Genomic DNA, 20,395 nt, shown 5'->3' on the forward strand with positions numbered 1-20,395 from the left:
GGCGCTCAGGACGCGATGGTCCGGTGAGCCGGCCCGACCGGCTGCGCGTACAGGTCGTGCAGCGACCCGATCTGCCGGGTGGTGAAGGCCCGCTCGCGCCGTGACTCGCGGGCGAACGTGACGGCCCACGCGAGCACGGCTCCTGCCCGGTTGCGGTAGCCGGTCAGGAAGGCGATGTGGATGAACAGCCACACCAGCCAGGCGGGCAGGCCGGCCAGGTGCACCCGTCCCACCGAGACGACGGCGCGACCGCGGGCCAGGTAGGCGGCCGAGCCGAGGTCCCGGTACCGGAACGGACGGGCGGGTCCGGCACCGGCGAGGCGTCGCCGGATCCGCCGCCCGGCGTAGAGGCCCGACTGCATCGCGACCTCCGCCACGCCCGGGAGGCCGGGCCTGGCCACCAGGTCACCGACGACGGAGATCTCCGGGTGCCCGGGGACGGTCAGGTCCGGGCCGACCAGGATCCGGCCGGCCCGGTCGGTGGCCGCCCCGGTGGCCTCGGCGAGGGCGGCCGCGAGCGGCGGGGCCGCGACGCCGGCGGCCCAGAGGACGGTCCCGGCCTCGACGCGGACGGTGGCACCGGTGCGGTCGCGGACGTCCAGCCCGGCACCGTCGACACCGGTGACGATGCTGTGCACCCGCAGTTCGACCCCCAGGGTCTCGAGCGTCGCTGCCGCCTTCGCCGACAGGGCCGGACCGAAGGACGCCAGCGGGGCGTCCCCGCCGTCGAAGAGGAGGACGCGGGCGTCCTCGGGGCGGATGTTCCGGAACTCCCTCCGCAGGGTGTGCGTGGCCACCTCGCGGATCTGCCCGGCGAGCTCGACGCCGGTGGGGCCGGCGCCCACGACGGCGAAGGTGAGCCGGCGCCGCCTCTCCTCCGGGTCGGAGGCCGTCTCGGCGAGCTCGAAGGCCCCGAACACCCGCTGCCGGATCGTCAGCGCGTCGGCGATCGTCTTCATCCCCGGCGCCCAGCGCGCGAACTCGTCGTGCCCGAAGTAGGACTGGCGGACGCCGGCGGCGACCACGAGGTCGTCGTAGGGCAGCTGGATGCGCTCGCCGTCCGGTCGCTCCGCGACGACGGTCCGGCCGGCGGCGTCGACGTCGACGACCTCGGCCAGCAGGCACTCGACGTTCCGGTGCCGCTCGAGCACGTCGCGCAGTGGCACCGCGACCTGCCCCTCGGAGAGCATCCCGGTGGCCACCTGGTACAGCAGCGGCTGGAAGAGGTGGTGCTGGGTCCGGTCGACGAGCGTGACGCGGGCGGAGCCGCGCAGCGCCCGCGCGGCGAAGAGCCCGCCGAAGCCACCGCCGACGATCACGACCCGGTGCTGTGGGGACGGGGCCATCGCTCCTCCTCCGATCAGGCGGCCGGGTCGTGCCAGGTGATCCCGTCCGGCAGCAGCTCCTCGGCCTCCTTGGGCCCCCAGGTGCCGCGCGGGTAGGTGTGCAGCGGCACGCCGCCCCCCAGGATCGGGTCGACGACCCGCCAGGCCGCCTCGACGGTGTCCTGCCGGGCGAACAGCAGGCGCCGCCCGTCGAGTGCGGCACCGATCAGCCGGTCGTAGGGGCGCATGTCCGCCGCTCCGTGCTGGGCGTAGGCCAGCTCCTGGACCTCGGTCCGGAGCGCCGCGCCCGGGACCTTGCCGGCGAGGCTCAGGCCGAACCCGGTCTCGGGCCAGATCCGGAAGCGCAGCTGGTTGACGATCCCGCTCGGCCCCTGCCCGAACACGTCGAACGGGGTGGGCCGGAAGCGGACGGTGATCTCGGTGGCCGTGACCGGCATGGTCTTGCCCGCGCGGATGAGCAGCGGGACCCCGGCCCAGCGCCAGGAGTCCAGGGCCAGCCGGACCGCCACGAAGCTCTCCGTCGTGGAGGCCGGGTCGACACCGTCGACGTCGTGGTAGCCCTCGTACTGGCCGAAGACCGTGTCCTCGGGGGTCAGCGGCCGCAGTGCCCCGATGACCCGTGCCTTGGCGTCCAGCCACGAGTCCAGGCCGGAGCCGTCGGGCGGGTCGGCGAGCACGCTGGCCAGCACCTGCAGCATGTGGTTCTGGACCACGTCGCGGGTGGCGCCGGTCCGGTCGTAGAAGCGGCCGCGGTCGGCGACGTCGAAGGCCTCGGCCATCGTGATCTGCACGCCGGCCACGTGGTCGCGGTTGAGCAGCGGCTCGAACATCGAGTTGGCGAAGCGGGCGACGAGCACGTCCTCGAGCGGGTCCAGCCCCAGCCAGTGGTCGACGCGGTAGATCGCGTCCTCGGGGAAGTACCGCTGCAGGGTCTCGTTGAGCGTCCGGGCACTGTCGAGGTCGTTCCCGAACGGCTTCTCCACCATCACCCGGGCGCCCTCGGCGCGGCCGGCGGTCGAGATCCCCTGGGCGATCCGGCCGAACAGGAACGGCGGCACCTCGAGGTAGAACAGCGCCCGTCTCCCGTCCCCCATCTCGCGTGCCATGGCGGCGTAGGTGGCGTCGTCGTCCAGGTCGCCGTCGACGTAGCGCAGGAGACCGAGCATCCGCCGGCCCGGGCCCGTGTCCGGATCGAGGCCGTTGGCGCGCAGGGACGCCGCCGCGTACTCGCGGAACCGGTCGAGTCCCCACCCGCTCTTGGCGACCCCGACCACCGGGACGTCGAGGACCCCGCGGTCGACGAGCCCCACGAGGGCCGGGAAGGTCTCCAGCTTGGCCAGGTCGCCGGTCGCCCCGAAGATCACCAGCGCGTCCACTCGCTCGGTCGTCATGTCGGTCCGCTCTCTCGTTCTCGTGGGGGGTCGTCAGCCGAGCCGGTCGATCAGGTGGTCCCCGACCCGCAGCGCGTTGGCGATGGCCGTGAGCGACGGGTTCACCGCGCCGATGCTCGGGAAGAAGCTGGTGTCGACGACGTAGAGGTTGTCCAGCTCGTGCGCCCTGCAGTTCACGTCGAGGGCGGAGGTGGCGGGGTCGGTGCCGAAGCGGACCGTCCCGGCCTGGTGTGCGGTCGCCCCGATCGGCATGCCCTTGTGCACGTAGATGCTGTGGTGCAGCAGGTGCTGCTCCTTCATGCCGAGGTCCCCGAGCCGGTGCTCGAGCTCGTGCCGCAGCCGCTTGACCCCCTCGACGTTGTTCTTCTCGTCGATCGCCAGGTGGATCGCGCCGTCCCGGTCGAGGGTCACCCGGTTGTCCGGCTGGGGGAGGTCCTCGCCGCAGAGCCAGAAGTCGACGGCGTGCCGGGCCAGCTCGGTGAACGGCGTCTCCGGGGACACCCGCCCGGCCCAGTGCGGCGCGTTGGCGCGGATCTGCTCGGCGTCGGACTTGCCGAGCATCTGGATGCCGCCCAGGGGGTAGTCCCAGTCCGGCGACCCGGAGTACCAGTCGTGGAGGGCGAGCGTCTTCTGGAAGCGGGTGTCGTTCGGCTCCTCGGAGACGCCCATCAGCGCCAGGTTGTTGTGCCGCATGTAGTGCCGGCCCACGACGTCGGAGCCGTTGGCCAGGCCGTTGGGGTGCCGGTCGTTCGCCGACGCGAGCAGCAGCACCGCGGAGTTCACCGCCCCGCAGGCGACGACGACGATGTCGGCGGAGAACCGCGCCGTCGTCCCGTCCCCGAGCTCGGTCACGACCGAGGTGACCGTGGTCCCGCTGGGGTCGGTCTCGAGTGAGGTCACGTGGGCGTTGGTCACCATGCGGACGTTCGGGTGGCGCAGGGCCGGGTCGACGCACATCACCTGGGCGTCGGCCTTCGCGTCGAGCACGCAGGGGAAGCCGTCCACCCGGTCGCAGCGGATGCACGCGCTGTCGCGCGTGGCCCGGCCGTGCTCGTCCTGGGTGAGCCGGACCCCGATCGGCAGGTGGAAGGGGTGCAGCCCCTGCTTCTCCAGGTCCTGGCTCAGCCGCTCGATGCGCGGCTCGTGCTCGACCGGCGGGTAGGGGTACTGCGTGCTGGACGGTCCCTCGGTCGGGTCCTCGCCGTGCCGGCCGTGGACGGCGTAGAGCTGCTCGGCCTCGCCGTACCAGGGCTCGAGGTCGCCGTAGTCGATCGGCCAGGCCGGGGAGATCCCGCCGTGGTGCCGGATCTCGCCGAAGTCCTGCGGGCGCAGCCGGAACAGGGCCGCGCCGTAGAACTTCGTGTTCCCGCCGACGTAGTAGTTGACCTCCGGGGGGAACTGGTCGCCGTCGCCGTCGTACCAGTACTCGGGCGCCCGGTACCTGCCCTGCACGAAGACCGCGGTGGAGCTCCAGTTGTCGCGTTCGCGCGGCAGGTAGTCGCCCCGTTCCAGGAGGAGCACCTGCTTCCCCGAGGGAGCCAGCCGGTGGGCGAGGGTCCCGCCGCCGGCTCCGGTGCCGATGATGATGACGTCGTGGTGCCGGTCGTCGGCCACGGGTTCCTCCTCCAGGGCGGCGTCGCTGCGCCAGGGAGGCGCCTGCCGGCCCCGGCCGCGGGCCACGCTCCTGCTCCCGGCCGCGGCCGCACATCACCAGGGAGTGATGAGCCGGGCGGTTCCCGTCCCGGCGCGGAGACGTCCGCGACCCGGTGGCCACGCACGTCCCGGCGGATCCGACCGACCGCGGGGGCGTCCGCGCGTGCAGGGGCGGGGCGGGGTGACCCCCACCCCGCCGTCCGGTCCTCCTCATCGGGTGATGTGCCGGCAGGGGAGGACGGCGAGCGTCGCCCGGGACCCAGCGACGACGAGGACGGGGGGACGACGTGTCCACCGTGGACCTGGCCCGGATGCAGTTCGCGAGCACGTCGATCTACCACTTCCTCTTCGTGCCGCTCACCATCGGACTGGCCCTGGTCACCGCGCTGCTGCAGACGCGCTGGCACCGCACCGACGAGCGCGAGTACCTGCGGCTGACCCGGTTCTTCGGGACCCTGCTGGTCATCAACGTCGCCGTCGGCGTGGTGACCGGGCTGGTGCAGGAGTTCCAGTTCGGCATGAACTGGTCGGGCTACTCCCGCTTCGTGGGAGACGTGTTCGGCGCCCCCCTGGCGATGGAGGGGCTGGCCGCCTTCTTCCTCGAGTCCACGTTCCTCGCCCTGTGGGTGTTCGGCTGGAACCGGCTCTCCCGCCGCGTCCACCTGGCCACGATCTGGGCGGCCGCGGCGGGCGGTGTGCTGTCCGCCGCGTTCATCATGGCCGCGAACTCCTGGATGCAGAACCCGGTCGGCTACGAGATCAACAGCGAAGGCAACGCGCAGCTGACCAGCATCGGCGCCGTCCTCACCAACCCGGTCTTCCTCCGCAGCCTGGTGCACGTCCTGCTCGCCTCGGTGGTCACCGCGTGCGTGGTCGTGCTGGGCATCTCCGCCTGGCACCTGCGGCGGAGGTCGCACGCGCCGGCCTTCGCCCGTTCGGCGCGGATCGCGCTCGCGATCCTCGTCCCGGCCACGATGCTCAACCTGCTGGTGGGCAGCGAGCTCGGGGTCACCGAGGGCGAGTTCCAGCCGATGAAGATCGCGGCGGCCGAGGCGCAGTGGGAGACCTGCCAGCCCTGCTCCTTCTCGCTGTTCCAGATCGGCGGCGGGAAGGACGACCACGACCCCGACAAGATCATCCAGATCCCGCACCTGCTCTCGCTGCTCGCCACGAACCACTGGAACGGCGAGGTCGTGGGCATGGACGAGCTGCAGGCGCAGTACGAGCAGCAGTACGGGCCGGGGGACTACGTGCCCAACGTCTTCGTCCAGTACTGGTCGATGCGGGTGATGGCCTACCTCGGCAGCCTGGTCCTGCTCATCGGGCTCTGGGGCCTGTGGCGGTACAAGCGGCTCGACACGTCCCGGTGGTTCCTGCGCGTCGCCGTCCTCGCGATCCCGCTCCCGTTCGTCATCAACACGGCAGGCTGGGTCCTCACCGAGAACGGTCGTCAGCCGTGGATCGTCCAGGGACTGCTGAAGACCAGTGACGCCGTGTCGCCGTCGGTGGGCACGACCTCCGTCGTGGTGAGCCTGGTCGTCTTCTCCACGCTGTACGGCGTGCTGGCCGTCGTGGCCTGGGGCCTCATGGCCCGGTTCGCCCGCCGCGAGCTGGCCGACGAGCCCGCGCCGGGGACCCGCGACGAGGAGCGGGAGCCGGAGCTCACCCACTGAGACCGAGTCGCCGGCGCGGCCCGTCCCGACCGAGGAAGGTCTCCATGACCCTCGTCGCCTTCTGGTTCCTCGCCCTCACCGTGCTCTGGGTGGGGTTCTTCCTGCTCGAGGGCTTCGACTTCGGCGTCGGGATGCTCCACGGGCCGGTCGGCCGCGACGAGCCCGGCCGCCGGGCGGTCATCTCCACCATCGCCCCGCTGTGGGACGGCAACGAGGTCTGGCTGATCGTCGCCACGGCGGGCACCTTCGCCGCCTTCCCGGGCTGGTACGCGACGATGTTCTCCGGCTTCTACCCCGTGGTCCTGGTCGTGCTGGCGGCCCTGGTCCTGCGGGGGGTGGCCTTCGAGTTCCGCAGCCACGCCGAGACCGACCGCGGCCGCCGGACGTGGGGGACCGCGCTGACCGTCGGCAGCGCGGTGGTCCCCCTCGGGCTCGGCATCCTGCTCGGGGGACTGCTCGGCGGCGTCCCCATCGACTCCCGGCAGGAGTTCGTCGGGGACCTCGGGGACCTCCTGGCGCCCTACGCGCTGGCGACGGGGGTCACGATGGTGCTCCTCAGCCTGCTGCACGGTGCGGTCTACCTGTCGCTGCGCACGTCGGGTGCGGTGCTGCACGCCCGGGCGAGGCGCACGGCACGTCGGCTCGCCCCGCTCACCGCGCTCGCGGTGCTCGGCTTCTGCGCCTGGACCCGGGTGGTGTCGGGGAACGGGTTCCTGCTGTCGTTCGTCGAGGTCGGCGCGGTACTCGCGGCGATCGCCGCCGCCGTCCTGGTCCGGGGGAGCAGAGGTGGCGCGGCCTTCGCCGCCACCTCGGTCACCACCGCCGCGGTCGTGGTGTCGATCTTCGCGGAGCTCTACCCGCGCGTGATGGTCTCCAGCCTGGGCGCCGGGAACGACCTCACCGCGAAGAACACGGCCTCGGCCTCGTACTCGCTGACGGTCATGACCGTCGTGCTCGCGGTGCTCCTGCCCGTGATCCTGGTCTACCAGGGGTGGACCTACCACGTGTTCCGCGCCCGGGTGGGCGGCCCGCCGGTCGACGGCGACGAGTCCGGGCCCGCCGTGCCCACCCCGCGGCCCGAGCAGGTCACCGTGGGGTCGTCGGTGATCGACGGCCGCCCGGGGACCGCCGGCGCCTCCACGCCGGCCGGGAGGGAGACCGGGGACGGCGCCGTGACGTACGGGCGCGTCCCCGGCGCGGCTCCCGTGGACCGGCTGGCTGCCGCCGGGGTCGGCGTCCTGGCGACGTGGATGTTCGTGCGGCAACTGTTCGTCGGCCGCGCCCGCCCGCGCTGATCCCGTCCCCCACCCGCCCCACGACGTGGTGCTCGGGGCCGGGTGCGGGATGCCCGGGTTCCGGGGCGTGGTCCTCCTCCGTCCGGTCCAGCACCCACTGCACCCCGGCCGGGTCGGCCCGGGGGCCGATCCCTCGCTCCACCCACCGACGCGCCTCGTCACACCCGGGTGATGCCCCGGCTCCCGGCGCGGGCGAGCGTGGGGCGTCCGGGGCGCGCCACACGGTCGCGCCGCAGCACGACGCCCACGGAGCTGGCCATGACCGAGACCGCGATCGCCGACCACGGACTGATCGGAGACCTGCAGACCTCCGCACTGATCACCACCGACGGGTCGGTCGACTGGTTCTGCTGCCCCCGGTTCGACTCGCCGAGCGTCTTCGGGGCGCTCCTCGACGACGAGCGCGGAGGGCGCTTCCGCGTCCGCCCCTCGGGCCTCGACTACACGACGAAGCAGATGTACCTCCCCGACTCCGCCGTCCTGGTGACCCGCTTCTCCACCGAGGCAGGGGTGGGCCAGCTCCTCGACTTCATGCCGCCGACGGGGACCACGGCCACGGACACCCACCGGCTCGTGCGGATGGTGCAGTGCGTCCGCGGGGAGATGACCTTCGACATCGAGGTCGCGCCGCGGTTCGACTACGGCCGGGTGCCGCACCGCACGCAGCCGTCGGAGAACGGCGTCGTCTTCGCCGCCAACGGGACCACGCTGACCCTGCACGTGGTCCGGGAGCCCGGCGACGAGCACAAGGCCCGGGTGGACGTGGACGACCAGGACGTGCGTGCGTCGCTCGCGCTGGCCGCCGGTGAGGTCCGTGGCATCGTCCTGGAGTCCGCGGCGGACGGCGGTCCCCGGGAGATCCGAGCGGCCGAGATCGAGGGTCTGCTGGACGAGACGGTGGGGTTCTGGCGCGACTGGCTGTCCGGGTCGACCTACCGAGGCCGCTGGCGCGAGGCGGTGCAGCGCTCGGCGATCACGCTGAAGCTGATGACGTACGCGCCGACGGGGGGCCTCGTGGCCGCGCCGACCATGGCCCTGCCCGAGCAGGTCGGGGGCGAACGCAACTGGGACTACCGCTACACGTGGGTGCGCGACGCCTCCTTCTCCGTCCGCGCCCTGCTCCGGCTCGGGCTGGTGGGGGAGGCCGCGCGCTTCGGCACCTGGCTGGGCGACCGTGTCCGGGAGCGGGTGCACAGCGACAGCGGTCCGCTGAACCTCATGTACCGCATCGACGGTTCCTCCGACCTGAAGGAGGACGTCCTGGAGGGCTGGTCGGGCTACCGCGGGTCGGTGCCCATCCGCCTCGGCAACGGCGCCGCCGAGCAGCTGCAGCTCGACATCTACGGCGAGGCGATGGACAGCATCTTCGCCGGTGCCCAGGCGGGGCTGCCCCTCCCCGTCCGCGGGTGGACCGCGATCAGCGGCATCCTGGACTGGCTCGTCGACAACTGGGACCAGCCCGACGAGGGGATCTGGGAGACCCGTGGGGGCCGGCAGCCGTTCACCTACGGCCGCGTCATGTGCTGGGTCGCGTTCGACCGGGCCATCCGCCTGGCCGCCATCCACGGCCTACCCGCCCCGCTCGAGCGGTGGACGGCCGCGCGGGACGCGATCCGGGCGCAGGTCCTCGACCGGGGTTTCCACGAGTCACGGCAGGCGTTCGTCCAGCACTACGACACCGACGTCCTGGACTCCGCCCTGCTGAGGATGCCGAGCGTCGGGTTCATCGACGGACGCGATCCCCTGTGGCTCTCCACGCTGCGGGCGATGGACGAGGAACTGGTCACCGACAGCCTCGTCTACCGCTACGACCCTGCGGCGTCGCCGGACGGCCTGCAGGGGTCCGAGGGCACCTTCTCGCTGTGCAGCTTCGCCTACGTCGACGCCCTCACCCGTGCCGGCCGGGTCGAGGACGCCCGCCTGGCGTTCGAGAAGATGCTCACCTACGCCAACCACGTCGGTCTGTACTCCGAGGAGATCGCCCTGACCGGCGAGCAGATCGGCAACTTCCCCCAGGCGTTCACCCACCTGGCGCTCATCGACGCGGCCGTCACCCTCGAGACGGCGTTGGAGTCGGTGGGGGTCTGACCGGCCGGCGCGCCCGTCCTCGCCGCTGCGCGGACCTTTCCGACGGCCCGCGCAGCGACGAGCCGTCCTCCGTGTCCGGCGACCCGGTGCCGTCCTCGGACGCACTCAGTCGAGATCGTCGTGGTCGTGCGTGGCCGCGAACACGATCGCGGCGCGGACGTCGGGCAGGATCTCTCCCCCGGAGGGCATGAGCCGTGCCCGCGCACACCGGCGGCAATAGGCCGCGAACTGCCTACCCGAGTACTCGACCGAGTCCCGGACGGACCGCCTGATCGTCACGGAGCCGTCATCGGAGACGTAGCTCCCGGAGAAGGCCAGGGTGCACTCGACCAGGTCGCCGACGGCAGGCACCGGTCCTCCTGGGACGACCGGTCCCCGCGTGTACGACGACGAGTCCGCCCGTGTCCCGGAGCCGGTCCGGGGCCGAGGGATCCCGGCTCTGCCGAGCCCGTCCTCGGGGACCGCTCGGGTCGGCACGCCTCCCGGCCACGGTCCGCTCATGGCCGGCACCTCCTGTCGCGGTGGAGGGGGCAGGGGATGACACGGTACTGCCCTCGGAGTGCGCGGGAGGCAGAGCGGGCCCGCCGCTCCCAGCGACCTCGCGGCGTCGTCCGAGGTGGACCGCAGGAGGTGCCGGTCACGCCGTCAGCGCGGCGAGGACCGAGGTCCACGATGGTGGGGATCGTCGCGTCCTCCTCGGCCGGCGACACCCGTGCGGGAGTGTCGTGGAGCCAGCAGGAGGGCCTCTCCGCAGCCGACTCACCCGGGCGGGGTGAACGAGGTCGTGTGGCGCTGCCCGTGCCGGCGCCGCTCGCGTGGACCACGAGTTCCACGCGGGCCCGTCGTCTCCCGGTCGTCACGGTCACCGCGTGGCACCACGAGCTCCCGGTCGCGCGGACGTCGTGTGTGCCCTGCGGCGGTGGACGGTGTCGGCCGTGAGCCGTCTCCGGCGCCGTCGTCTCCCGGAGGCAGGAGGGTCACGCCAACCGGGCGATGACCGCCGGCGCCCCGTGCCGAACGGTGAGGCAGCAGGAGAGGAGCGTGCGGATGACTGCGACGGTGTACGAGTTCCGGGTCGACGGCCAGCTCTCGGAGCAGGCGCGCGAGGCGTTCTGCGACATGCGGATCGAGGAGGACAGGGCCGGCGCGACGTTGTACGGCGACGTGATCGACGAGTCCCACCTGCTGGGGATCATGGCGCAGATCCGGCTCCTCGGTCTGGTGGTGGTGTCGGCGCACAGGACCTCTGCCAGCGCCCTCTGACGCTGCGGTCCCCGAGCGCCGTGCGGCCGCGGCAGCAGGACCGCGAGCCCCGTGGCCGCCAGGAAGACCGATCGGGTGTCGGTCGGCGTGCCGATCGTCGCGGACGGTCAGCCTCCGAGCGGCCCCGGCGTCGAGGTCTGCACGTCCCGCCGATCTGTCCGGGTCAGTACACAGCGGTTCAGGACTCTCCGCCCAGTTCGGCGTAGTCCAGGTCCTGCTGCAGGCGCCTGTCCTCCTCGATCTCGGCGCGCTCCCTGAGTCGCTCGGCGACGCCGCCCACCGTCCCCTCCGACGTGGCGCGTGACTCGGCGTGGGTGGCGGAGTTGCCCTGCACGGTGCTCATGATCGGCACCTCCCGGCTCGGGGTGGGAGCGGTCCGGAGGGCAGCCATCCGGGCGCGCCGTGGTGATCGGAGGATGCGACTGCGGGCCCGGCCGGCCGGCCCTGGCCTGGGCGCTCACCGGGCGACGGTGACGACGATCCGCCCTCCTCCGCCACGGGTCAACCGCCCGGCCCCGAAGGGCGGGCACGAGCGCGTCGGCACGCCGACGTGCCCGGGGTGCTCGGCGGCTCGGCGCGTGGGCCTCGCCGGCGCGCTGCCCCGCGTACCGGCGGCCGGCCGGGCCGGTCACGTCCCGTTCACGCTGGCCCGCTGGCCCGCTGGCCCGTGCCGGCCCGCCGGACGTGGCCTGCACCCGGCACGGCCGTGTGACCGCGGGGAGGGAGCCCGCCGACGCGACCGCCGGCAGCGGGCACCTCACCAGCGGATGCCCGCCAGCCCGAACTCCTCGTCCGCCGCGGCCCGCAGCCGGACGCGGACCTCCAGCCAGGCGGACGCCGCGCTCGGCCAGTCGTCGGTGTGGGCCGCGTCCACCATCCGCAGGACGACCCCGGCCGCCTCGAGCAGGGCCGGGTGCAGGCGGGGTCCCAGCAGGATCTCCTGCACGTCGAGCTGCTCGTACACCTCGGTCAGCGGGACCACGTCCCCCGCGACGACGAAGCCGTCCGGCAGGGCGCTCCCGTGGTGGGCCCGGTTGGCGGTCGTGGTCATCCGCTGCAACCGCGTGTGCAGATCCGCCAAGGTCACGTACCGATCGGTGAGGATCTTCTCCTCGAACCCCGACCGTCGCGCCAGCTGGAGGCGCAACCGCTCGGCGTAGGCGTCCAGCCTCGACGTCACGGCCTTCTCGACGACCGTCCTGGCCACGAGGAGGAAGGCCGAGCCGACGGCCAGGAGCCCGACGACGGGCACCGAGTAGTCCCTCAGCCACTCGAGCAGAGGAGTCACGACAGCCCCCTGACGACGGCGCAGGGCGTGGCCGGGGCAGCATCCCCACCACGCCGTCACCGGGACGTCACCGGCGGGGGACCTGTCGCCACGGTGTCGCGCCGCCCACGCGCGTCCCCCGGGACCCCGGCAGTGACGCCGCGGTGACGGCCCGGGCCGATCCTGACCGCGTGGACGACCGGACAGACGTCCCGCGGGTGCCACGGCCGGCAGCACACGGCCGGGCGTCACCGGGCGAGCGCGCGACATGAGCGCGTCGACCCTGCGGGAGGTCCTCACCGCCGACCCCGGAGCCCTCGCGCTGCGGGTGGTGGGCGTGGGGGCGAGCGTCGGCTTCGGAGCGGCGACGGGCAACCCCGTCGGCCCCGCGGTCAGCACCGTGAACTTCGTCCTCTGGCTGCGCCAGAGACACCGCGACGCACTGGCGGCGCGGTCGGGCGCGGAACGCCCTCCCCGCCCGCTCGACGACCTGCTCCTGACCGCGAGCGGCCTCGATCCGGGCACCCCGGTCCTCCGGGATCCCCGGCTGGGCCGCGCCCGGGAGACCGGGACCAGCGACGTCGACGAGCGGCTCGTCGCTGCCGTCCAGCGCCACGTCACCGAGCGCGCGCGGGAACTGGCGACCGCGTCCGGTGTCCGTGACGCCGGGGTCGCCCGGCGTCAGGCCGAGCGGGAGCTGTTCGTCGCCGTCCGGGCCCGGGAGATCGCCGACGCCGGACCGGACGCCGCCGACGCGGACGACTGGCGCCGGGCCGAGCGGGAACTGCTCATCGCGGCGCGGGCCCGGGAGATCGCCGAGACGTCGCCGGGCAACGGCGACCTGGACAACTGGCTCCAGGCCGAGCGGGAGGTCATGATCCGGGCCCGGGCCCGGGAGATCGCCGCGGGTCCCGAGCGCGGCAGCGACGTGGAGAACTGGCTGCGCGCCGAGCGCGAGGTCCTGACCGCCCAGCGCGCCCGCGAGATCGCCTCGTCCCCGGACGGTTCCGTCGACCTCGACACCTGGCTGCGAGCGCAGCAGGAGCTCCTCGTCCGGCGCAGGGCCGAGGCGCTCGCCGAGGGCCCGGAGCGGGGGACCGACCTGGAGAACTGGCTGCAGGCCGAGCAGCAGGTCCGGGACGTGCTCTCCAGGGAGTGGGCACTGATCGCCCGCCGCGCGGGTGAGCTCGGCAGGTCCCCGGGGTCCGGCATCGCGCTGGACGACTGGATCCGGGCGGAGGCCGGACTGCGGGCGGACGGCACCATCGGCCCGTGGTCGTCCTGAGCGGCGGTTCGCGGGCAGCCCGGGGAGGTTGACCCCAAAACATCTGATCTTTACTGTGCGGATCGCGTACCGACGTGGTGGCCGGCGACGGCGGACGATCGCGACCGTCGTCGTCGCTCGTCGCTGCGCGGGCGTCCCGACAGCGCGAGGAGGAGTGACATGGCTCCGGTCACCGTCGCGGCGGTGCACGCCGCTCCCGAGTTCCTGGACGCGGAGGCATCGGTGGCCAGGGCCGCCGAGTGGGTCGGCCGGGCGGCCGACCGGGGGGCCCGCCTGGTGGTGTTCCCGGAGGTGTTCGTCCCCGGGTTCCCGTACTGGATCAACCTCTACCCGCCGATCGTGCAGGCCGGGCTGCACGCCCGGTACGCCGCCCAGTCGGTGGACCTGGACACCGCGCAGCTGGACCCCGTGCGGGCCGCCGCCCGGCAGGCCGGCGCCGTCGTCGTGCTCGGGGTCAACGAGCGCGAGGGCGGCACGCTCTACAACACCCAGGTCGTCATCGACGAGCGGGGCGAGGTGATCGGCCGCCACCGCAAGCTCCAGCCGACCTTCGCGGAGCGGACCGTGTGGGGGCAGGGCGACGGGTCCACGCTCTCGGTGTGGCAGACGGGCATCGGCCGGATCGGTGGCCTCGTCTGCTGGGAGCACACCATGAACCTCGCCCGGCACGCGCTCATCTGCCAGGGCGAGCAGATCCACGCGGGCTCCTGGCCGGCGCTGTCGACCCTCGTCGGCTTCCGTGAGGTCTTCGACCCGCAGGTGGAGGCGATGTCGCGCAACCACGCGCTCACCGGCCAGTGCTTCGTCGTCGTGGCCCAGAACCCGGTCACCCAGCAGATGCTCGACGTCATGGAGGAGGCCCTCGGCCCGCAGGAGTTCCTCACCGTCGGTGGCGGCTGGTCGGCCGTCATCCACCCCATGACCCCCTACCTCGCCGGTCCGCACACCGGGCCGGAGGAGACGGTGCTGGTCGCGGACGTCGACCTGGACGACATCGCCGGGGTCAAGGTGTTCGTCGACGCCGCCGGGCACTACTCGCGGCGCGAGATCCTCCGGCTGAGCGTCGACGACGAGCCGAAGACGGCGCTGGTGCGGACGTCCGACCGGACGGTCGTCCCGCCCCGGACGGAGGCCGAGCCGCTGCGGCCGCCGGCCGGTGTCCCCGAGCGCGAACCCTCCGCCGCGGGGTGACCCGCCTCCGGCCGGCCGGCACCCCTACCGCAGTTCCTGCCGGAGTTCCCGCTTGAGGAGCTTGCCGGCCGCGTTGCGGGGCAGCTCCTCGCGCACGTGCCACTCGCGCGGCACCTTGAAGCCGGCCAGCCGCGCGCGGGCGTGCGTCTCGAGCACGCCCACGTCGGTGGGCCGGGTGAGGACGACGAAGGCGCTGACCCGCTCGCCCCAGGTCTCGTCGGGTCGGCCCACGACGGCGGCGTCCCGGACGTCGGGGTGGGTCAGGAGGGCGTTCTCGACCTCCCGCGGGTAGATGTTGACGCCGCCGGAGATGATCATGTCCTTCGCGCGGTCGACGATCGTGACGTAGCCCTCGTCGTCGGCGACGGCGATGTCCCCGGCGCTGAGGAAGCCGTCCGGGGTGGTGCACTCCTCCGTCGCCGCCTCGTCCCGGAGATAGCCGCTCATCAGCATCGGCGACCGGCTGTACAGCTCGCCCGGGGTTCCGGGCGGGACGGGTTCGCCGTCGGGCCCGACCAGCCGGACCTCGTTCATGAACCAGGCGTGGCCGACCGAGCCCGGCTTGCGGCGGGCGTCCGCCGGGCGCAGGTCGGTGACGATCCCGCCCTCGGTCGACCCGTACACCTCGTGGACGCCGACCCCGGGGAACGTCTCGAGCACCCACTCCTTGAGCGGCCACGGCAGCGCGGCGGCGTTGAAGTACAGCGTCTCCAGGGCGCCGAGGTCGCGGTCGCCGAGGCCCCCGGGCGCGAGGGCCCGCACCATCTGGGCGTGGGTCGGCACCAGGAAGGCGCTCTGGATCCGGTCGCGCTCGAAGAGGTCCAGCGCCCGCTCGGGGTCGAACGCGCGCAGCATCGACAGCGTGCCGCCGGTGTGCACGGCGGCGTAGGCGAAGCAGAAGCCGGCGCCGTGGTACATCGGCGCGATCGCGACCGTGCGCCGGCCCGGTCCCAGGCCCCACTCCAGCGCCGTGCCGTAGAAGGCCAGGGCCCGGGCGCGGTGGCTGAGCAGGACCCCCTTGGGGCGGCCGGTCGTGCCCGACGTGTACGCGATGGCGAAGGGGTCGAGCTCGTCGACCTCCACCCGCGGGTCCACCGGGCGGGCGGCGGCCAGCGCCTGCTCGTAGTCGGTCCCGACGGTCGTGCCGTCCATCGACAGCACCGTCCGTGGGTCCAGGGAGGTGACCGACTCGGCGACGACCTCCGCGAGCGCGTCGTCCAGCACGAGCCCGCGCGCCCGTGAGTGCTCGAGGACGTACGCCGCCTCGGGCGGCGTCAGCCGGGGGTTGAGCGGAACCGCCACCAGGCCCGCCTTGGCCAGGCCCGCGGCCACCTCCGGGTACTCGAGCCGGTTGCCCAGGAGCACGGCCACCGGGTCGCCGGGGTGCAGCCCGCCGTCGAGCAGCGCGCAGGCGAGGCGGCTGGAGCGTTCCCCCAGGGCGGCGTAGGTCAGCTCCCGGTCGCCGTCCCGCACGGCGGTCACCGAGGGGCTGACGACGGCGAACTCGCGCACGCCGTTGGCGATGGTGAGAGCCGCGCCGCCGCGACGCAGGGCCATCCGGGACCTCCTGGTGAGGTGCGCGCGCCGGCGGGGAGGGGGCACCGCCGGCGCACGCACGGGTGGTGGTCAGCGGGCCGGTGCTCCGCCGCCGAGCCGGGACCTGGCCGCCGCGAGGGCCTGCCGCGCCGGTGCGAGCAGGTCCTCCGGGGACCACGTGGGCGCCCAGCTCAGGGTCGTGGTGACCGAGCGGACGCCGGGGAGCGCCTCGACGCGGCTGTGCACCATGTCGAGCACGGCGTGCGTGTAGGCGCAGCCCGGCTCGGTGAAGGTGATCACGACCTCCACCTCGCCGTCGTGCACGCGGACGCCGCGGACCAGGCCGAGCTCGACGATGGAGGCCGGGGTGCCGGCGAGGTCCATGCAGGGATCGGGGACCGTGCCGAGCGCCTCCTCGACCCGTGCCCGCAGCTCGGCGGGCGAGGGGCCGGTCATGCCGGCACCGGGGAGTGGATCACCGACCACGGCGCCCGCAGGCCGCCGTTGTCGCGCTTCCACTGGCTGAACCGGTCCTGCTCGAGCACCCGGCGCCGCTCCTCGACGTCGATGCCGTGCAGCCGGGCGAGGTTGCCGCCCATGAACAGGTCGCGGATCTCGTCGGTCAGCTGCAGCGGGCTGCCCTCGGGCATGGCGAAGGACTCCATCGCCTCGATCACCACCTGCGGGTGCGGGTTGACCGCGGCGCTGGCGTAGATGACCTTCTGCGGCCCGCCGAAGCCCATGAAGGCGCCGAGCAGGTGCTGCATCTGCGGCGGGTTGAGCATGGCCAGCAGCGCGCTGGCCTCCATCGTGGCGTAGACGTTGGGGTGGTTGGCCAGCAGGAAGGTGGTCTCGTCGACGAACATGAAGCCGGCGTGCACGACCTGGAAGTTCATGTCGGTGAACGTGTTCGCCGCCACCGAGACGTCCTCGACGTTCATCCCGATGTGGCTGACCGGTCCGATGGGCAGCACCTTGTGCACCGCGACGTTGCGGATGCCGGCGTCGTGGGCGAGCTGGATGACCGGGAAGGCGACCTGCTCGTCGGCCAGCGACCACGCCTCGGTGCGGCCCTCGACGTAGCGGCTCGGGTAGAACTTGATGCCGTCGGCCCCGGCGGCCACCGCCTCGCGCACCTCGTCCAGCGCCGCCTCGGGGTGGAACATGTCCAGCCCGACGTACCAGAGCACCCGGTCGGGGTGGTCGCGCTTGAGCCGGGCGCCCTTGTCGGTGGCGGTGAGGCCGTCCTCGTACGCGTCGTAGATCGGCAGGGTGTGCACCGCGCAGACGTCGGTGTCGGACTCCAGCAGCATCGTCTCGATGAACTCGTCGCACTGCCACTCGCGCTCCCACTGCTCGCGGGTCATCGCGATCTCCGGCGGGTTGACCAGCGGGTAGTAGCTGTACATGACGTCGGTGAACAGCTTGCCGAACCGGCCCCGCTGGTTGGCCGGGGAGAAGTTGTAGGGGTGGCACACGCCGTCGATCACGAAGCGCCGGGTCATCGCATCTCCTCGGGTGGTGTGGTGCCGCGTCGGACCGGCCCTCCGCGGACGTGGGGGCTCGGCGGTCAGGCCTCCCAGGCGCGCAGGACGTCGTCGGTGGCCACCACGGCGCCGAACCCGAAGCCGAGGGTGGCCAGCGCCATCTCGTGGCGGGCGGCGTCGAGCTCGCCGGTGGCGTCGGAGACGACGAACACGCGGTAGTCGCGCTGGCTGGCGTCGCGCGCGGTGGTCTCGACGCACATGTTGGTGGTCACGCCGGCCACGACCAGGGTGCGGACGCCGAGGCTGGTGAGGACCGGCTCGAGGCCGGTGCCGTAGAAGGCCGAGTACCGGTTCTTGTCGAGGACGAAGTCGTCGCCGGTGGGCACCAGCTCGTCGACCAGCTCGGCGTCCCAGGTGCCGGCCGCGAGCGACTTCACGTCCGCCAGGGCGGGGAGCACCTCCTGCACGAGCACGCCGCCGTCCTTGTAGTCGGCGCGGTACACGTAGCGGGTGTAGACGACGGGCACCCCGGCGGCGTGCGCGGCGTCGACCAGCCGCCGGCAGCCGGCGATCGCGGCGGTGCACATCGAGACGTCCAGTCCCAGCCCGGCGAAGGAGCCGTCGGGGTGGCAGAAGCCGTTCTGCACGTCGATGACCAGCAGCGCGGTGCGGTCGGGGCCGGCGAGCTCCATCGGCATGGTGGCCTCGCTTCCTCGCAAGGGTGAGGGCCGGGTCTTTCTAACATCAGACCTTTGTGCAGGACAAGGCTAGGCTGTGCCGGTGACCGCGCAACCGACGGCGACGCGCGCGCCGGCGTACCAGGAGCTGGCCCGCACCCTGCGCGAGCAGATCCTCGCCGGCGAGCTGCGACCCGGGGACCGGCTGCCGATCGAGCCGGAGCTGTGCCGCCTGCACGGGGTCAGCCGCAGCACCGTCCGCGAGGCGCTGCGCGTGCTGTCCAGCCAGCACCTGGTGACCACGACCCGCGGGGTCTCCGGCGGGACGTTCGTGGTCCACCCCCAGCCCGGTCACATCAGCTCCTACCTGCAGACCAGCTTCGCGCTGATGGCCGCGGCCCCGGGCAGCTCGGTGCGCGACCTGCTCGAGGTCCGCGAGCTGCTGGAGGTGCCGGCCGCGGGGCTGGCCGCCGAGCGGCGCACGGCCGCGCACCTGCAGCAACTGCGCGGCACGCTGTTCGACCCCCGCACCGTCGACGTCGACCACGTCTTCCAGGACAACCGGAACTTCCACGTCACCCTGCTGGTCGCCGCCGGCAACCCGCTGGTGGAGGCCATGACCCGGCCCCTCTTCGGCGTGCTCAACGAGCGGTTCCTGCGCGACCAGGCGCCGGCTCGGTTCTGGTACCGGGTCGACCGGGACCACCGGGAGATCCTGGCCGCCATCGAGGCCGGTGACGCGGAGGCCGCCCGGCAGGCGCAGCACGAGCACCTCGGGCACCTGCGCACCACGTACACGCGCATCGACCGGCAGCGGCGCCAGCGCTCGGGCTGACGAGGACGCGCCGTCCGCCGGCGGCGGTGGCGTCGCCCCCCCGCCGGACGGCGTCCGGCGCGGTCAGGGCCGGGCGACCAGCATGCGGACCGCGGCCTCGGCCACCACCGTCCCGTCGGGCCGCACCGCCGTCCAGTCCAGCCGCAGCTCCTCCCGGCCGGCCCGTGCCGTGGGCGTCGTCGGGCCCAGGCGCATGCGCAGCCGGAGGGAGTCCCCGGCGAGGGCGGGCGCCTGGAAGCGGACCTCGTCGTAGCCCAGCAGCGCCAGGACCGAGCCGTCGAGCACCTCGCACTGCTCGGCCAGACCCCCCATCAGGTGCAGCACCGCGGCACCGGGCAGCGGGCGGGCCGGCAGGGGGCTCGCGGTGCGGACGTAGTCGGGATCGGTGAACAGCGGGTGCACGTACCCGCCGAGCCGGACGAGGTCGTCGACCAGCTGCTCGGTCACCGCCACCTCCGGGCTCTCGACCTCGGTGCCGGGGGGCAGCTCGTGCCAGGCCGTCATCCCGTGCGCCACGCCGGCGCGCGCTTCTCGACGAAGGCGCGGTACCCGTCGTCGGCGAGCGGCTCCTCGTCGAGGTACCGCCGGAAGTGCTCGAGCTCCACCCGGCAGGCGTCCGTGACCGGCAACCCGTCCTGCTCGGCCAGCAGTGCCTTGAGGCGGGCCACGGTGTGCCGCGGGTTGCCGGCGACGGCACCGGCCAGCTCCAGGGCCGCCGCCGGCAGGTGCTCGCCGGGGACGCTGCGCAGCACCAGACCCACCTCGGCGGCCTCGGCTCCGGTGAGGAAGCGCCCGCTGAACAGGAGCTCGCGGGCGCGCTGCGGACCGACCAGGCGGGGCAGCCGGGCGCTCGCCCCGCCGCCGGGCAGCATGCCGACGGCGAGGTGGTGGTCGGCGATCCGCGCCTCGTGGGCTGCCACGACCAGGTCGCAGGCCAGCAGCAGCTCGAAGCCACCCGCCCGGGTCGTGCCGTTGACGGCGGCGACCACCGGAGCGGGCAGCGTCTCGATGCGCCGGAGGACGGCGTGGAAGCGGCCGACCACGTCCAGGAAGTAGTCGTGGTCGCCGAAGGCCCGGCCCAGCAGGTCCAGGTCGAGACCCACGCAGAACGTGCTGCCGGCGCCGGTGAGCACCAGGGCGCGCACGTCCTCGTCGTCGACGACGCGGTCGAGGAGGAGGTCCAGTCCGCGCAGTGCGCCCTCGTCGAGGCTGTTGACGGCACCGCCGTCGAGGGTGGCGACGACGACGTGCGGTGCCTCGGCGATCGTCCAGCCGGCCACGGGTGCTCCCTCGCAGGTCTCGGAGTGGCGAATCGTCTGACGTGCCCCTTGACTTGTAAAGGTCTGCTCTTTCATGCTCCGGGCGTCGGGGCCGGGGAGCGGCCGGGGCGGACGCGCGGGCGGGGCGG

General features: G+C 73.5%; 19 protein-coding genes. 7 read left to right on the forward strand and 12 right to left on the reverse strand.

Features of this window, described 5'->3' with window-relative positions; translation table 11 throughout:
• Positions 1-5: 5 nt before the first annotated feature.
• Genes ACI780_RS07235 through ACI780_RS07245 form a run of 3 tightly spaced genes read right to left on the reverse strand, consistent with a single transcriptional unit; the run spans position 6 to position 4,417 of the window.
• Positions 6-1,346 carry an NAD(P)/FAD-dependent oxidoreductase gene (locus ACI780_RS07235; protein WP_457001852.1) on the reverse strand — a complete coding sequence of 447 codons (1,341 nt, stop codon included), beginning with the start codon at positions 1,344-1,346 and terminating at the stop codon, positions 6-8.
• A gap of 14 nt (positions 1,347-1,360) precedes the next feature.
• Positions 1,361-2,737, reverse strand: coding sequence for a glucose-6-phosphate dehydrogenase (gene zwf / locus ACI780_RS07240; protein WP_457001854.1), 1,377 nt, complete (start codon positions 2,735-2,737; stop codon positions 1,361-1,363).
• A gap of 33 nt (positions 2,738-2,770) precedes the next feature.
• Complete coding sequence (locus tag ACI780_RS07245) at positions 2,771-4,417, reverse strand: GMC oxidoreductase (protein ID WP_456870865.1); 1,647 nt, start codon at positions 4,415-4,417, stop codon at positions 2,771-2,773.
• Positions 4,418-4,677: 260 nt separating this feature from the next.
• On the opposite strand from ACI780_RS07245, the gene ACI780_RS07250 reads away from it, so the two are divergent.
• The 3 genes from ACI780_RS07250 (at position 4,678) to ACI780_RS07260 (ending at position 9,446) form a co-directional block, all read left to right on the forward strand.
• Positions 4,678-6,063 carry a cytochrome ubiquinol oxidase subunit I gene (locus tag ACI780_RS07250; protein ID WP_456870866.1) on the forward strand — a complete coding sequence of 462 codons (1,386 nt, stop codon included), beginning with the start codon at positions 4,678-4,680 and terminating at the stop codon, positions 6,061-6,063.
• A gap of 44 nt (positions 6,064-6,107) precedes the next feature.
• Positions 6,108-7,358, forward strand: coding sequence for a cytochrome d ubiquinol oxidase subunit II (cydB, locus tag ACI780_RS07255; RefSeq protein WP_457001857.1), 1,251 nt, complete (start codon positions 6,108-6,110; stop codon positions 7,356-7,358).
• A 258-nt stretch (positions 7,359-7,616) separates the two neighbouring features.
• Entirely contained in the window at positions 7,617-9,446 is a 1,830-nt protein-coding gene (locus ACI780_RS07260) for a glycoside hydrolase family 15 protein (RefSeq protein ID WP_457001859.1), read from the forward strand.
• A 105-nt stretch (positions 9,447-9,551) separates the two neighbouring features.
• Here the strand turns inward: ACI780_RS07260 and ACI780_RS07265 are convergent, their stop codons facing one another.
• Positions 9,552-9,797 (reverse strand): hypothetical protein, encoded by a 246-nt coding sequence (locus tag ACI780_RS07265; RefSeq protein WP_457001861.1) that lies wholly within the window; start codon positions 9,795-9,797, stop codon positions 9,552-9,554.
• Positions 9,798-10,493: 696 nt separating this feature from the next.
• On the opposite strand from ACI780_RS07265, the gene ACI780_RS07270 reads away from it, so the two are divergent.
• A complete protein-coding gene (locus ACI780_RS07270; protein WP_456870870.1) occupies positions 10,494-10,709 on the forward strand; it encodes a hypothetical protein in 216 nt (71 codons plus the stop codon).
• A gap of 178 nt (positions 10,710-10,887) precedes the next feature.
• Here ACI780_RS07270 and ACI780_RS07275 read toward each other — a convergent pair whose 3' ends face one another.
• Positions 10,888-11,052 carry a hypothetical protein gene (locus ACI780_RS07275; RefSeq protein WP_456870871.1) on the reverse strand — a complete coding sequence of 55 codons (165 nt, stop codon included), beginning with the start codon at positions 11,050-11,052 and terminating at the stop codon, positions 10,888-10,890.
• 414 nt (positions 11,053-11,466) lie between these two features.
• Complete coding sequence (locus tag ACI780_RS07280) at positions 11,467-11,997, reverse strand: hypothetical protein (RefSeq protein ID WP_457001864.1); 531 nt, start codon at positions 11,995-11,997, stop codon at positions 11,467-11,469.
• A gap of 247 nt (positions 11,998-12,244) precedes the next feature.
• Here ACI780_RS07280 and ACI780_RS07285 point away from each other — a divergent pair, with 247 nt between their 5' ends.
• Both ACI780_RS07285 and ACI780_RS07290 read left to right on the forward strand, forming a co-directional pair.
• Positions 12,245-13,261, forward strand: a complete 1,017-nt coding sequence (locus ACI780_RS07285) for a DUF2934 domain-containing protein (protein ID WP_457001866.1) — start codon at positions 12,245-12,247, stop codon at positions 13,259-13,261.
• A gap of 159 nt (positions 13,262-13,420) precedes the next feature.
• Entirely contained in the window at positions 13,421-14,452 is a 1,032-nt protein-coding gene (locus ACI780_RS07290) for a carbon-nitrogen hydrolase family protein (protein WP_456870874.1), read from the forward strand.
• Between the two features lie 24 nt (positions 14,453-14,476).
• Here ACI780_RS07290 and ACI780_RS07295 read toward each other — a convergent pair whose 3' ends face one another.
• The 4 genes from ACI780_RS07295 to ACI780_RS07310 all read right to left on the reverse strand — a co-directional run bounded on the left by ACI780_RS07295 (position 14,477) and on the right by ACI780_RS07310 (position 18,173).
• A complete protein-coding gene (locus ACI780_RS07295) occupies positions 14,477-16,009 on the reverse strand; it encodes a class I adenylate-forming enzyme family protein (protein ID WP_456870875.1) in 1,533 nt (510 codons plus the stop codon).
• A 69-nt stretch (positions 16,010-16,078) separates the two neighbouring features.
• On the reverse strand, positions 16,079-16,444 hold the full coding sequence (locus ACI780_RS07300) for a metal-sulfur cluster assembly factor (RefSeq protein WP_456870876.1): 366 nt from the start codon (positions 16,442-16,444) through the stop codon (positions 16,079-16,081).
• Positions 16,441-17,493, reverse strand: a complete 1,053-nt coding sequence (locus tag ACI780_RS07305; protein ID WP_456870877.1) for an amidohydrolase family protein — start codon at positions 17,491-17,493, stop codon at positions 16,441-16,443. The genes ACI780_RS07300 and ACI780_RS07305 overlap by 4 nt, the downstream gene beginning before the upstream one ends.
• 65 nt (positions 17,494-17,558) lie before the next feature.
• Positions 17,559-18,173, reverse strand: coding sequence for an isochorismatase family protein (locus ACI780_RS07310; RefSeq protein WP_456870878.1), 615 nt, complete (start codon positions 18,171-18,173; stop codon positions 17,559-17,561).
• 82 nt (positions 18,174-18,255) lie between these two features.
• Here ACI780_RS07310 and ACI780_RS07315 point away from each other — a divergent pair, with 82 nt between their 5' ends.
• Entirely contained in the window at positions 18,256-18,987 is a 732-nt protein-coding gene (locus ACI780_RS07315) for a FadR/GntR family transcriptional regulator (protein WP_456870879.1), read from the forward strand.
• Between the two features lie 63 nt (positions 18,988-19,050).
• Here the strand turns inward: ACI780_RS07315 and ACI780_RS07320 are convergent, their stop codons facing one another.
• Together ACI780_RS07320 and ACI780_RS07325 are read right to left on the reverse strand one after the other, a co-directional pair.
• Positions 19,051-19,491, reverse strand: a complete 441-nt coding sequence (locus tag ACI780_RS07320) for a MaoC family dehydratase (RefSeq protein ID WP_457001870.1) — start codon at positions 19,489-19,491, stop codon at positions 19,051-19,053.
• Positions 19,488-20,267, reverse strand: a complete 780-nt coding sequence (locus ACI780_RS07325) for an enoyl-CoA hydratase/isomerase family protein (protein ID WP_457001872.1) — start codon at positions 20,265-20,267, stop codon at positions 19,488-19,490. Before ACI780_RS07325 ends, ACI780_RS07320 begins: the two co-directional genes overlap by 4 nt.
• Between the last annotated feature and the right edge of the window lie 128 nt (positions 20,268-20,395).

Source organism: Geodermatophilus sp. SYSU D00814, assembly GCF_054050055.1.